Origin of the sequence: Shewanella mytili (genome assembly GCF_046765975.1) — a bacterium.
Classification (GTDB): domain Bacteria; phylum Pseudomonadota; class Gammaproteobacteria; order Enterobacterales; family Shewanellaceae; genus Shewanella; species Shewanella mytili.
In genome coordinates this window covers 48,406-61,769 of sequence record NZ_JBKOUD010000011.1, presented here as the reverse complement: position 1 = coordinate 61,769, position 13,364 = coordinate 48,406, and the positions used below count along the sequence as shown (strand labels likewise).

Annotated in this window: 11 protein-coding genes; 5 read left to right on the top strand and 6 right to left on the bottom strand. The window is 55.8% G+C overall.

Annotation, left to right across the window (positions count from 1 at the left end; translation table 11 throughout):
- Window positions 1-161 precede the first annotated feature (161 nt).
- The 3 genes from ACIDEJ_RS11610 (at window position 162) to ACIDEJ_RS11600 (ending at window position 3,655) form a co-directional block, all read left to right on the top strand.
- Entirely contained in the window at window positions 162-1,502 is a 1,341-nt protein-coding gene (locus ACIDEJ_RS11610) for an ATP-binding cassette domain-containing protein (protein WP_411988230.1), read from the top strand.
- 220 nt (window positions 1,503-1,722) lie between these two features.
- On the top strand, window positions 1,723-2,904 hold the full coding sequence (locus ACIDEJ_RS11605) for an HD-GYP domain-containing protein (protein ID WP_411988229.1): 1,182 nt from the start codon (window positions 1,723-1,725) through the stop codon (window positions 2,902-2,904).
- Window positions 2,905-3,016: 112 nt separating this feature from the next.
- A complete protein-coding gene (locus ACIDEJ_RS11600; RefSeq protein WP_411988228.1) occupies window positions 3,017-3,655 on the top strand; it encodes a paraquat-inducible protein A in 639 nt (212 codons plus the stop codon).
- A 95-nt stretch (window positions 3,656-3,750) separates the two neighbouring features.
- Here the strand turns inward: ACIDEJ_RS11600 and ACIDEJ_RS11595 are convergent, their stop codons facing one another.
- Genes ACIDEJ_RS11595 through ACIDEJ_RS11580 form a run of 4 tightly spaced genes read right to left on the bottom strand, consistent with a single transcriptional unit; the run spans window position 3,751 to window position 9,347 of the window.
- Window positions 3,751-4,056, bottom strand: coding sequence for a DUF3240 family protein (locus tag ACIDEJ_RS11595; RefSeq protein ID WP_411988227.1), 306 nt, complete (start codon window positions 4,054-4,056; stop codon window positions 3,751-3,753).
- Entirely contained in the window at window positions 4,053-7,106 is a 3,054-nt protein-coding gene (locus ACIDEJ_RS11590; RefSeq protein ID WP_411988226.1) for an efflux RND transporter permease subunit, read from the bottom strand. The genes ACIDEJ_RS11595 and ACIDEJ_RS11590 overlap by 4 nt, the downstream gene beginning before the upstream one ends.
- A gap of 1 nt (window position 7,107) precedes the next feature.
- Window positions 7,108-8,136: an efflux RND transporter periplasmic adaptor subunit gene (locus tag ACIDEJ_RS11585; RefSeq protein WP_411988225.1), complete on the bottom strand. Its 1,029-nt coding sequence runs from the start codon at window positions 8,134-8,136 to the stop codon at window positions 7,108-7,110.
- Window positions 8,133-9,347 (bottom strand): metal transporter, encoded by a 1,215-nt coding sequence (locus ACIDEJ_RS11580; RefSeq protein WP_411988224.1) that lies wholly within the window; start codon window positions 9,345-9,347, stop codon window positions 8,133-8,135. Before ACIDEJ_RS11580 ends, ACIDEJ_RS11585 begins: the two co-directional genes overlap by 4 nt.
- Before the next feature lie 153 nt (window positions 9,348-9,500).
- Between ACIDEJ_RS11580 and ACIDEJ_RS11575 the strand changes: the two genes are divergently transcribed.
- Window positions 9,501-10,019 carry a helix-turn-helix transcriptional regulator gene (locus ACIDEJ_RS11575; protein WP_411988223.1) on the top strand — a complete coding sequence of 173 codons (519 nt, stop codon included), beginning with the start codon at window positions 9,501-9,503 and terminating at the stop codon, window positions 10,017-10,019.
- 14 nt (window positions 10,020-10,033) lie between these two features.
- Here the strand turns inward: ACIDEJ_RS11575 and ACIDEJ_RS11570 are convergent, their stop codons facing one another.
- On the bottom strand, window positions 10,034-10,978 hold the full coding sequence (locus ACIDEJ_RS11570; RefSeq protein ID WP_411988222.1) for a YeiH family protein: 945 nt from the start codon (window positions 10,976-10,978) through the stop codon (window positions 10,034-10,036).
- Window positions 10,979-11,204: 226 nt separating this feature from the next.
- Entirely contained in the window at window positions 11,205-11,723 is a 519-nt protein-coding gene (locus ACIDEJ_RS11565) for an aldolase/citrate lyase/malate synthase family protein (RefSeq protein ID WP_411988221.1), read from the bottom strand.
- 130 nt (window positions 11,724-11,853) lie between these two features.
- On the opposite strand from ACIDEJ_RS11565, the gene ACIDEJ_RS11560 reads away from it, so the two are divergent.
- Window positions 11,854-13,359, top strand: a complete 1,506-nt coding sequence (locus ACIDEJ_RS11560) for a DUF3612 domain-containing protein (RefSeq protein WP_411988220.1) — start codon at window positions 11,854-11,856, stop codon at window positions 13,357-13,359.
- The last annotated feature ends 5 nt before the right edge of the window (window positions 13,360-13,364 follow it).

The window sequence follows — 13,364 nt, the reverse complement described above, 5'->3', positions numbered from 1 at the left end:
GTGAAATTTCATGGCAACCTGCCTTAATGGAACGGTTTTTGGATAGCTTGGCAGCAGATGACTCAAGGATGATGGCTGCATCAAGGCAATGGCTTTTGGTGGCGGTTATCCGGGCAGATGACAACGCAAGATGGCACAGCAGCAACCGGCAGAACTGAAGTATGAGATTATTGGCACTAAACGGGCTTCATTTTAACTATGGCAGCATGGAGCCCTGGATTTTCAGGGATCTGAATCTCTGTATTACCCCGGGGAGCTGTCACTGCATCACTGGCCCTACCGGTGCTGGCAAATCCACCTTGTTACGTTTACTGGCGGGATTGCACCAGCGCCCCTTTGAAGGCGAGCTGGTGCGTGGTAGCGGTTTGAACTGCGGCTTGGTGATGCAAGACCCCCAGCCCCAATTGCAGCGGCAAACCGTAGGGGCCGAAGTGGCGCTGGTGCTGGAGCATCAGGGGCTTTCCCGGGATGACATGATTGACCGGGTGCAAACCGCCTTGCGTCGTGTCGGGTTGTTTGTGGCGCTGGATTGCCCGGTCAGCCAGCTGTCTCTGGGGCAGAAATATCGTTTGATGATGGCGGCAGAGCTTGCCGGCAATGCCAGTATTTTGCTGCTGGATGAACCATGGGCCCAGCTGGATGACAACGGCATTGCAGATCTGCAGCGCGTGATTAGCGAACTGTGCGGGGATGGTTTGGCGGTCGTGATTGCCGAACACCACCCCCAGGCATTCGCAAAGGTGGCCAGCCACTTTTGGCAACTGGATGATGGCCGGTTGCTCCCCGGGTGTTACCACGGAGAAGCACCGGTGCCACCGGCGGATTTTTTGCCCGAATCGCCGTTAATGCTCAGTGCCGCCCCCTTTGAATTGCGTTATCCGGGCAAGCCTGTGCTGTTGCGGTGCGAGCAGCCATTAACCATCGGCCGCCGGGAGTTGATCACCCTGGTGGGGGATAACGGTACCGGTAAAAGCAGTTTGTTAAAAGCCATTGCCGGGCTGCAGTCGGATGTTTGCCCGCTGCCCTTGAAACTCTTTGGCCAGAGCCCGAAACCCGGCGCGCTCGGACAGCAGCTGGGCGTGCTGATGCAGCGTCCCCGGCGCCAGTTGTTTGAAGCCACGGTACATAACGAACTCAATTACAGCCTGCAACGCTTTGGACTGCCCTTGGGCACTGCGATTCACTGGCTGGAATCCTTGGGGCTTGCCACCTTGGCGCAGCAATCGCCACAGTTGTTGTCCCACGGGCAGCAGCACCTGGTGGCATTGGCTTCTCAGGCCTGTTACCGGCCGTCACTGCTGTTACTGGATGAGCCTTTGGCCGGGCTGGACAATGCCCGTAGCAACCAGCTGTGGCAACTGGTAAACCAGCTGCGGAGCAAGGGGTGCAGCGTGCTTGTCAGCAGTCATCGGCCATTGGCCGTGGCCGCCACCCAAACCTGGCAGTTGGCCGATGGCCAGTTACGGGTAGCCCGGCCTGAAGCTGCCCAGCGGGTGGGGTAACATTATCGGGCGGGTTCATTGCAGGATGCCAACTATGTGCAAGTGATCCATCTGGCATCCTGGCGTTATCCTTGGCACTCGCTCAAATTTCTTTCACTCGTCTGCGGCTTCCCTCCCCAAAACCATCTACGACTATAGTATAATGTCGCCGTTATTTTGTACGTGAAGGTACAAGATCACCCCATGGTAACTTGGCCCCGATTTTGTACTGGAGCGATACGTGGCAGCGGCTTGTGAAAAAAACGCATTAATCAAACTTCCCGTCACCAGCCTGAAAGTCGGCATGTATGTGTCGGCCATTGACCACAGCGAGCGGCTGACCATCACCAGTGCCGGATTGGTGAAACACCAAAACCTGGTCACCCAGCTGCAAACCAAGGGCATCCATTTTGTATGGGTAGACCCCACCCGTTCATCCTTTGCCATGGATAAAACGCCCGTACTACCTGCTGCCAACGGCTTGTCGATGAGTAGTGGTCAGCACCGAGAGCTGGCACACAAACAATCCCGGGATCTGTTGTTTGAAGCCAGGGGGCTGGTGCGCAAGGTGTTGTCTGACACCTTTGAAGGCAAACCGATTGTGATTGCCGAAGTGGAAGCCCTGGCGGAAAACATCATCGATGCGGTGATGAAAATGCCCAACACCCTGAAATGCGTGTCGGCGCTGCGCTCCAAGGATGCCTATTTGCTGGAGCATTCCGTCAATGTGGCGGTGCTGCTGGTGACGTTCAGCCGTTATCTAGGCCATGACCGCGACATGCTGCAACAACTGGCGGTGGGCGGCATTTTGCACGATATCGGCAAAATCAAGGTCGACGATAAATTGCTCAACAAACCGGGCAAACTGACGCCGGAGGAGTTCGAACAGGTAAAGCTGCACCAGACTTACGCCATTGACATCATGAACGAGGCGCAGGGATTGTCCCAGATAAGCAAGGACGTGTGCCTGATGCACCATGAAAAACTCGACGGCAACGGTTACCCTCGAGGCCTGAAAGGCGATCAGCTGCCAGTGCACGGGCGCATGAGTTGCATTGTGGATATCTATGATGCCCTGACCGCCACCCGCTGTTACAAAGAGGCCATGAGTCCGTCAGCGGCCTTTAAAATCCTGCTAAGCCTGACCCCCAAACATCTGGACGAGCATCTGGTGTACGAATTCATTCGCTGCATCGGGGTATATCCTGCCGGTTCACTGGTGGAATTGTCCGATGGCCGCATGGGCATTGTCTGGGAAACCGAAGGCCGCAAAGCCCTGTCGCCTGTGGTGAAATGCTTTTATTCCGCCAAATACAAGCGTTATACCGATGTGACGCTGGTGGATTTGAACAGATCCAATCTGAGCATTGTGCGCGGAATATCGCCTGCCGCCATGCCGGTGGACCCATCCCCGTTTTTCTGAACGGCCGCTAAACATCCCCTATTTATACGTGATGCCCGGCGGTAGCTGATGACACTTTAGCTGCCGCATGGGGTATCATCGCCATGGTTGATGGCGGGCAAAGTGGGGTTACATGTCAAACTGGAAAGCGTTGTTATTACTGTTGCTGTCGTTGGGATTGCTGGTGCCCGGGGTGACCTTGCCGGTGCTCACGCTGGACGGGCACGTGGAAAAAACCAAGCTGTCAGCCGCGGGCATCGAGATGATTGCCCAGAGCGTGGGGCAGGATTCGGCAGATACCAAGCAGCACACCCGCAATCTGCTGGGCATGGTGGCAGGATTGCTGGGGATGGATCAGTTACAAGGTGAGGTGGCGGTGTTTCATAAAAGCCGCAGCATCTGGGGTACGGTAACAGAGCTGCAGCAACACGGGCATGTGTTGGTGGCTCTGCTGGTGGCACTGTTTTCCGTGGTGATCCCGGCAATTAAACTGCTGTTGCTGCTGGCCAGTGTGGCATTGCCACTGCGGGCGGGTGCTAGGCGCAACCTGACACTGATAACCGACGTGATTGCCAAATGGTCCATGGCCGATGTGTTTGTGGTGGCGCTGATCATCAGTTTCATGGCTGGCGATGCCTCAGCGGGCATGGGGGACATGGTGCGTACCAGCGCCCGTTTTGAGGCGGGCTTCTGGTTCTTTTTGGGATATTGCCTGTTGGCGATTGCCGGGCAGATGTTGCTGCGTCACGACAACAAGCCAACGGTATCATAGCGTTAATAACACTAGGGTAGCGCTGGCAGGGGGTATGCCCACACGGCAACAGCCTGCGGGTGGATGACCCGGCGTCAGCGCTTGACCGGTTCAGGTCAGTTTTGGCCCAACACCCCGTTACTCACAATCGGTACAATCCAGTAACGGCAGGGGTTATGGCGGCATACATCCGATAGTGCCGCCAACAGCGCCTGTTGTGACTCCTGTGGGTGCATAATCTCGAACTTGTAAAATTCGCGGTAGCCTTCCACCTGTTCTTTCAGATTGTATTGGCTGTGTTCCCGGCTGAAGCCGCAAATGTTGATCAGGCTGAAACCGGACAGATATTCCAGCGACATCAGCCGGTCGACCACATCGTCCTTGAGGTTATGGGGCGTGATCAGGATAAGCAATTGTTTCATTTGCGTTTCTCCAGCGTTTCATACAGCAGCGGCAATAAGTACAGGGTGGTGATGGTTGAGGTGATTAAGCCGCCAATCACCACAATGGCCAGCGGCCGCTGGATTTCGGCGCCGGGTCCAGTGGCAAAGGCCAGCGGGATCAGGCCGAACATGGCGGTGGTGGCGGTCATCAAAATGGGGCGTAAACGCCGCGCCGCCCCCTGTTTTACCCGCTCTTCCAGAGTGGCAAACATGTGCCGGGACTGTTCGTAGTAACTGACCATGACCACCCCGTTGAGCACTGCCACCCCAAGCAGGGCGATAAAGCCCACGGATGCAGGCACTGACAGGTATTCGCCAGACAGGAACAGGCTGATAATGCCGCCCATCATGGCAAAGGGAACGTTGGCCAGGATTAACAGCGCCTTGGAGATGGTGCCGAAAGTGGTGAACAGGATGAGGTTAATCAGCATGATGGCCACCGGCACCACCAGCAGCAGGTTGTTGGTGGCCCGTTGCTGGTTTTCAAATTCGCCGCCAAAATCAAGGCTGAAACCGCTGGGCAGGGTCAGGTCGCTGGCCAGTTTGCCCTTGAGTTCTTCCACAAAGCTGACAATGTCGCGGCCGCTCACATTGGTGGTGACCACGGCAAAGCGGTTGCCCTGTTCCCGGTCGATGCGGATGGGGCCTTCCTGATAGCTGATGTCCGCCAGTTCACTCAAGGGTTTGAGGCTGGCATCGGGCAGCAAAATCACCTGCTGCTGCAACTGCACCAGACTGGTGATGCTGTCACGGGGATGGGCAATCAGCACCGGGGTGCGTTTTTTACCCTGGATGACTTCTGTCACCATCACCCCTTCCAGCTGGCTTTTCAGGTAACGGCCAAACTCGGTGGCATCCATGCCATAGCGGCTGGCCAGCCCCTCTTTGAGCTTGAGGTTGATAAACGGGCTGCCTTCGGTCATGGCGGTTTTCACGTCCTGCGCCCCGGCGGTGCTGCCGGTAATGCTGCTGATTTGTCCTGCCAGCCGGTTGAGTGTGCCCAGGTCATCACCGAAAATCTTGATGGCCACATCCCCGATGCTGCCGGTGAGCATTTCAGAAACGCGCATCTGGATGGGCTGGGTAAAGTTGAAATCGATCCCGGGGAATTTCACCACCTCGGCGCGGATGGCATCAATCAGCTGCGCTTTGGTATCAAAACGCCACTCCTCCACCGGTTTCAGTTGCAAAAACACGTCGGTTTCGTTGAGTCCCATGGGGTCCAGCCCCAATTCATCCGCACCGGTACGGGCTACCAGCTGGCGGATTTCCGGTACGGTTTGCAGCAGGTGCTCTTCTATCTGGGTGTCCAGCTCCAGTGACGATTGCAAAGAAATGGACGGGGATTTGGCCAGCTGCAAAATGATGTCGCCTTCATCCAGTGTGGGCATGAAGGTTTTGCCCACCAGTGTGAACAGGCCAAAACTCAGCACCAGCAGCACGCTGGCAATGGTGACAAAGCGTTTGCCATGATGCAGCACCCATTCCAGGGATTGCAGATAGCGCCGTTTCAGCCACTGGACAAATTTGGGTTCGGCCACGGCTTTTTCATTCACCAGATAGGACGCCACCACCGGAATGATGGTCAGCGCCAGCAACAGCGCCGAGAGCATGGCAAACACAATGGTAATGGCCACTGGCGAGAACAGTTTGCCTTCCAGCCCGGTTAGCGTCAGCAATGGCGAGAACACGATAATCACAATCACGGTGCCGGAGATCACCGGTGTGGCCACATCCTTGGTGGCGCGGTAAATCAGGTGCAGCCGCGGCAGTCTTTGCCCGCCCGCCAGTTGGTTGACGATGTTTTCCACCACCACCACCGAGGAGTCCACCAGCATGCCGATGGCAATCACCAGCCCCCCCAGGCTCATGAGGTTGGCCGACAGGTTGAAATAACGCATCAGCACAAAGGTGGCCAGCGCCGCCAGTGGCAGCGACAGTGACACCACCAGTGCCGCCCGGACATTGCCCAAAAACAGTGCCAGCAGCACAATGACCAGGATGACCGCTTCCACCAGCGCTTCGGAAATGGTGCCGATGGCAGTGCTGATAAGATTGGCCCGGTCGTAAAACACGTTGAGCTGGCTGCCGGCTGGCAGGGTTTTCTCAATTTGTGCCAGTTTGGTTTTCACCGATGCCACCACATCGGCGGTATTGGCGTCTTTCAGGGCGACAATTAACGCCTCGGCGGTTTCACTGCCATTGCGGGTAACCGCGCCATAGCGTGCCAGATGGCCGATTTCCACGGTGGCCAAATCTTGCAGGCGGTAGGTGCCGTTGGCATTGCTGACAATGACCATGTTGCGCAGGGCATCCAGGGTGTTTACCCGTCCTTCTGTGCGCACGGTGAAGTTGTCGGTGCCCACGGTGATGCGTCCGGCACCGGTATTGGCGTTGCTGGCCTCAATGCGGGCCATCAGCTCGCGTTGGCTGATGCCGGCCTGGGCCATCAGTTGCGGGTTGGGGGTGACTTGCAGGGTTTTGGCATAGCCCCCGAGGATGTTGACATCCGCCACCCCGGGCACGGTGCGCAGCAGCGGCCGCACTTGCCACTGCAACAGCTGGCGCCGTTCCAGTAACGACATGTTGGGGTTTTCCAGTGAAAACATGAAAATTTCACTGAGCGGGGTACTCATGGGGGCAATGCCGCCTGCAATATTGGCGGGCAATTTATCCTTTACGGCCGCCAGACGGTCGCTTACCTGTTGCCGCGCCCAGTAAATATCAGTGCCTTCATTGAAATCCAGGGTGATGGCGGTAATCGCGTATTTGGTGGTTGAACGCAAGATGGCCTGTTTGGGGATGCCCAGCAGCTCGGTTTCCACCGGTACGGTCACTTGGGACTCAATCTCCTCGGCGGTCATCCCCGGCGCTTTCAGAATGATTTTCACCTGGGTTGGGGAGATATCGGGAAAGGCGTCCAGCGGAATACCCACCCAGGCATAACCGCCGGCGGCGGCCAGGATCAGTCCGGTGATCAGCATGAACAGCCGTTGCGTTAATGAAAAACGCAGAATTGAGTTCAGCATATTACTCGCCTCCCAAGCCCAGTAACATGCCCTTGGCGGCGGCCACGGATTCGCTTAACACCTGGCTGTTTTGCAGCTCGGATTGTGGTTGCAGCAGGTAGTGTTCGGCCTCAACCCCCACAATGGTGACGTCGGTGGGCAGCAGTTTTTCCCCGCTAAGGCGCAATACCTGGCGCCCGGTTCCCCAAGAGTAAACGCTCTGTTTGGGCACTTTCAGCGCGGTGGCCTGTTGCAGTGGTGTCACCTGCAATTGCTGTCCGAGCATGAGTTGGCACGCTGGGGTCACAGGTTCGCTCCAGGCGGTAACAAATCCCCCTTGGGCGTAATTGTCGCGGCGGCTGAGGGTAAGCTGGCATTTGCCGGTATCCACTGCCGTGGTTGTGGCTGCCAGTGTCAGCGGCAGGCGTACATGCAGGCGGATATCGTCAAGGGGGGTAACCCCCAGCAGCAAATCGCCGTCATTGAGTGGCTCTCGCTTGTCGCCATAACGCAAAATGCCGGCAATGGGCGCCAGCAGCTGGGCGGCATCGCCCTGGGCGGTAGGGGTGTCCCGCAGCAGTTTGATAAAGTGCTGCATGTGTTCAAACTGCAGTTTGGCACTGTAGTATTGCTGGCTTATCTGACGCCATGCATCAGCACCAATGGTGCCGTTTGCCCGCAGCTTGCGGTTGTGTTCATAGCGTTGCTGCGCCAGCGAAAATGCGGCTTTGGCGGCGTCAAACTGCATATGGAAATGATGAACCCCGGCCCCTTGCAGCAAAATGAGCGGCTGCCCTTGGGTAACCTGGGCGCCATCGGCCACCAGCCAGTGGCGTTGCTGGATCATCTCCGGTGCATTCAGAAAAAAGGTATTGCCGGTTTCGGCAGCCACGGTGGCCGGTACTGGGCTGGCGGGCAACTGCTGCACTGTGGTAACCGGTGAGTAAGCCAATGCCAGATTGCCCAATTCGGCTACCGCCAGTTCGTTGGCTGCGGCGCCATAGCATGACAGCGCCAAGACACTGCTGCTGAGCAGTGATTTCCATTTCATAAGGTAACTCCAAGAGCTTGCAATTGTTTGGAATGCAGTTGGGACTGCGTTAATTGGTTCAGGGTAAGACGGCTTTGGGTATCCATCTCATCAATATAACTGCGTAGCCATGCCTGATATTGCGCCAGCCCCTGCTGTTTGGTGGCGGCCAGTGCCCGGGTCAGTTGCTGCGCCAGCTGCAATGACTGTTGCAGCAGTTGTTGCTGTTGTTGCAACTGGTGGCGTTGTTGCAGCAAATCATCCAGTTGCAGCCGGGTTTGCAACATCAGTTGCTGCTGTTGCTGTTGTAAGTTGAGTTGCTGCTCCACCAGTGTGCCCACTTCCTGTTGGCTCAAACCGCTGCGGGTTGGCAGGGGGATATCCAGGCTCAGGCCCACGGCCTGTTCTTCCATGCCCGGTGTGGCGGTGTTTTTGGCATTCACGGAAAACAGCCACGGGGTGCTGTCACCGTTGACGGTTGACGTTGCCATCAGTTTTTGCCGTTGCAGCTGGATGCTTGCCAGTTGCCACAGGGGATTACCGGCACCGTCATCCTGTGGTAATGCCCGGTTGCTTTCATCAAGGGAGGGTAACTGGCTCAGGCCTGTCAGCCGTTGCAGGGCATCGCTGGCACTGCTGCGCTGCTGGGTCAGGGGCAATACGGCCAGCTGCAGGGTTAACAGCTCCCGTTGTAGCATCAGCAGCTGACTGGTGGGGGATTCGCCGCTGTGGCTCAGCGCTTGCTGGCGTTGCAACAGTTGTTGCAGGGTTTGCTGTTTATGCTGCAACTGGCGCAGCGCCGCATCCGCCAGTTGCTGCTGCCACCAGTATTGGCGCAACAATCCAGACAGATACAACTGCTGCAATTTTTGTTGCTGCTGTACCCACTTGGCATTCAATGGCGCCAGTTGCTCATCCAGGCGCTGCATAGCCGGGGATTTTACCGGCAAGTTCAGTGACAGTTGCTGTTCATAACTGCGACGGCTGTCCAACCCCTGCAAATGGCTGAGGCTCAGGGTGGGCAGCCCCATTAACCAGTCGGAACTTTGGTAAAGCGATGCAATCTGATTGGAAGGGCCTTGGGCGGTGTAACCTTGTAATCTGGATTGGGTTTGAGACAGTAATTGGCTGCGGATGCTTTCGGTGCTGGTTTGGTGGGGGGCGGTTGCGGCAGATAGCGGCAACGCCGACACCAGCAGCGCCAGTGCTAACGAAAGTTTTTGGAATATCATAAGCTGTGATCACCGGGGAAAATAACATCACCAGCCTGCCACAAAATTACCCTGTTGGCATCGGGGAACTGTATAATGAACCCGCCTATGGTACATATGTACCATGCGATTATCTTTATGATAGAAAAGGATTTATTTTTAGGAGCGTTGCAAATGAAGGACTGGCTGATGATTACACTGCTGTGTGTAATAATGGTGCTGAACCTATTGGATGTGCTGTCGGATCTGGAGCTGGGCGTGCCTCAGTGGCACATTATTCAGGAAAGTTTTCTGGTGCTGTTATCGGCGCTTGGCGCCCTTTATATCAGCACCGATTTACTGTGTCGCACCCGCAAAATCCGCCAGCTGGCTGCCCAGTTAAAGCGGGCCGACACCCGCATTTGCAACATCTCCAACCGCATGCAGGCGGCCCGGCAGGAATATACACTGGCGGTGCAGCAGCAGTTTGACCTTTGGTCACTCACCCGCAGTGAACAGGAAGTGGCGTTGCTCTTGCTTAAGGGGTTGAGTTTCAAAGAGATTGCCGGTGTACGCAACACCAAGGAAAAAACCGTCAGGCAGCAGGCATCTTCCATTTACACCAAAGCCGATGTGGACGGCCGCCACAGTTTTTGTGCCTGGTTCATGGAGGATTTAATTCAGCCTGGTGCCGATAATGCCCAGGCCGCCTGACAGGTGCGTCATCCCTATTCACTCAACCACAATACGCAGCATAACGAACCACTGCCAATGGCCAGCCACAGCAGGGTCGCCATCAACAGCGGCCCGCGGCCATGGGTGCGCAGTTTTTTCAGGGTAATGCCGCAGCCAATCAAGAACAGGCACACCACCAACGTGCGTTTACCGGCGCTAAAGAGCAGCTCATAAAATGCCGCCCCTTGGGGAAACAGACTGGTAATGGCAATGGCCAGGCAGTAATAAAGGATGAATGACGGCACAATCATGCGGCCCTTCCCGCCGAAAAACATGGCGCTTAATGCCGCTACCGGCACAATCCACAACGCCCGTGCCAGTTTAATGGTGGTGGCGGTTTTCAGGGCCTCCTCGCCATAAGCGGATGCGGCACCTACCACAGATGAGGTGTCGTGAATGGCAATGGCACTCCACACGCCAAAATCGTGCTGGCTCATGGCCAGCAGATGGCCTATCACCGGAAAAACAAACAGGGCAATGGAGTTAAGAATGAACACACAGGCCAGTGCCAGTGCGGTTTGATCGCTTTTGGCATTAATGGCGGGGGCCACTGCCGCAATGGCACTGCCGCCACAGATTGCCGTGCCGCAGGCAATCAGGTGGCCGGTGCGGTGCTCCAGTTTGAACAGGCGGGTAAGCAAGGTGCCCACCGCAATGGTAAAGATGATGCTGCCCAGAATTAACGGCAAATTATGGGTACTGATGGCCACGGCCTGCTGCAACGGAATGCCAAACCCTAAGCCAACAATGGAAATGGCCAGCAGCTTTTTGGTGAATTTGCCGATTTCCCAATCAGCGGGTAACCAGCCCAGATTGGCCAGTATAAAGCCCAGAATTAACGCCAGTGGTGAGGATACCGCCGGGATCAGGCAGGCAACGGCTAACAGGCAAAACAAAATTTTACGGTGATTTTCCCGCAGAAAAACAGCTTCAGTCATGGCTTAAGGGTTCCAGAAAACGCAGAAGCCGCAGTATAGGGGAGACCACATGTTCAATAAAAATCAAATTATCTTAATTGTATGATTCAATTTTATTTAATGTTGGCATTTATTGTCATTTGCGCTTCCCTGCAGGTGACCATGTCCCTTCAAGGGGGGCGGCAAACCGCCATAAAAAAACGGCAGGTAATGCTGCCGTTAGTGGGTTTTGCCGCCGGGCTGCCAATCACAGCGTGTACAGCACGCCTTCCCGGTCGACAAACTGTTTGTCCAAGGTTTGGGCGCAGGCCTGGCCGCCGTCGTTTTCATGGAGCAGGCTAATCCATTGCCGGGTTTTGCGGTCGGCTTTTTCCAGCTGGATATCATCAATGCCCGCTCGGTCATGGATGCCGATAATGCCTCCATGATTAAAGCTCATCTCCAGATGGTAACCGCTGTTGTGTTTCAGCAGCAGGGCTTCTGGCTGGTTTTTATGGCCGGCAAGGGCCACAAACTGTTGTGGTTGCTGCAAACCGCTCATGGTGGCATCGGCAAAGCATGCCAACAGGTGCTGGTAGTACACCATGTAGCCGGTCACATTGTTATGGGACCCTTGAGCCAACGGAAACAGGATGTCCAGTAACTGTTTGGCGTTGGACAGTTTTTCAGAGATATGACGTTTAGCCAGCGACTCCACATTCACGACTGCCATCGCAATACATGGGTGTTGACGCTGCAATTCAGTGGCATTCAGTGGCATATTCATGGCTATTCCCTCGTAATTGACTGTATATGGTATACGTCACAGGACCCTTTCCCGTTTTGTATATTTTGTAGGCTAGCCGTTTTTCTACTAGAATTTCACAATAAAAATTTTACATTGTGAATTTTACAAAATGCGTCAGGAAAATAGCCTTCTTCGTAAGTCCCATTTTCTTGGGACAAAAATCAGAAATCTCAGAAAACGTAACCACTTGACCATGGAGGATTTGTCGGCCCGCTGCGTGCGGACGGCACCGGAGCATGCGCCATCGGTGTCTTACCTGTCGATGATAGAGCGGGGCAAGCGTACCCCCAGTTTCGCCATGCTGAAGGTGATTGCCGATGTGTTTCAGAAAACCCCGGAGTGGTTTTTGGACGATGCGCCGGAAGACGATGCCATTGTGCCGGAAAAGGGGCGTCACGGCGGCATCAGCGGTATGCCGCTGGAGCCGGGATTCCTGTTTTCAGACGACATCTTGCAGATTGCCATTCCGGAGATGCTGTCGCAGGCGGGGATCTCCGGGCGTCAGTTTGCCCAGTTGTTGATCCGGGCTTATCAGGAACACCATCAAAACCATTTTCCGGATCTGGAGCGGGCCGCCGAAGAGATTGGGCAGAAAAGACTGCCGTTGACACTGGAAGAGATGCTGGATTTGGCTGCGCGCCAGGGGCTGAAGATCCACTGGTTCAACACGCCCCGCAGTGATGACAATAGTCACCGTCTGGTGACCTCTTTTATGGATGCGCCCGGTAAACTGATGCTCAATGAATGTTTGCGCAGTAGCCCCACCCGCATGAAATACGATTTGGCGGTGCATATCGGCCACTGCGTATTGCACCGCAGTGACGGGCTGCAACACGAGATGAGCATCGGCCCCGGTGCCTATGAACTGGACCCGGCCCAACAAAGCTCCCTGATGAATGCCCAGGACATTTTACAGGCGTGGCGCGGCTTTGAGGCGAGCTTTTTTGCCGGGGCCCTGCTATGCCCCAAGGTGCCTTTTCGACAACTGCTGGACCGTTATGGCTATGAAGTGGATGCCCACCGGTTGGCCGGGGTGACGCCTTCGGTGGCGATGCGGCGCATGACGGTGGTCTCCCCGTACCCCCACTGGCATTATTTTGATGCCTATGCGCCGGGCAAACTCAAGGCGGTATACCGGGGCAACGGCATTCCGCTGCCCTGGGGCAATATGCGCAAGGTGGTGGACCCGTGCCAGCATTGGTCGGTGTTTCGCATGATCCGCGAATCCCGCCAGGGCAGTGCGGCACAGATTTCCTTGCTGGACGTGAATGGGCAGCCGCGCATTTATTGCTGCGAGTCGGTGAAGGTGACGGATCTTGCAGGCAATAACCGGGTGTTGTGTGCCGGTATTGATTTGAATCCGGCCATTGAAGCCCAGCAAATGGATGCCCAGTCCATGGCGCGGGAGCTGCAGCAGCTATGTGTCAGCCGTGGTGGTGAGTCGGATATTCCCGGCAGCATGCGCCGTCAGTTACTGATGTTGGCGCGCATTCTGAATATCCACTGGCTGGAGCGGGGGCTGAAACAACAAGCCCGGCTTATTTGCTCCCGCGGCGCGGTTTGTCCGCGGGAGCCGGGGTGTTACCAATGCGCTGACAAAAACCAGGAGCACTAATCCCT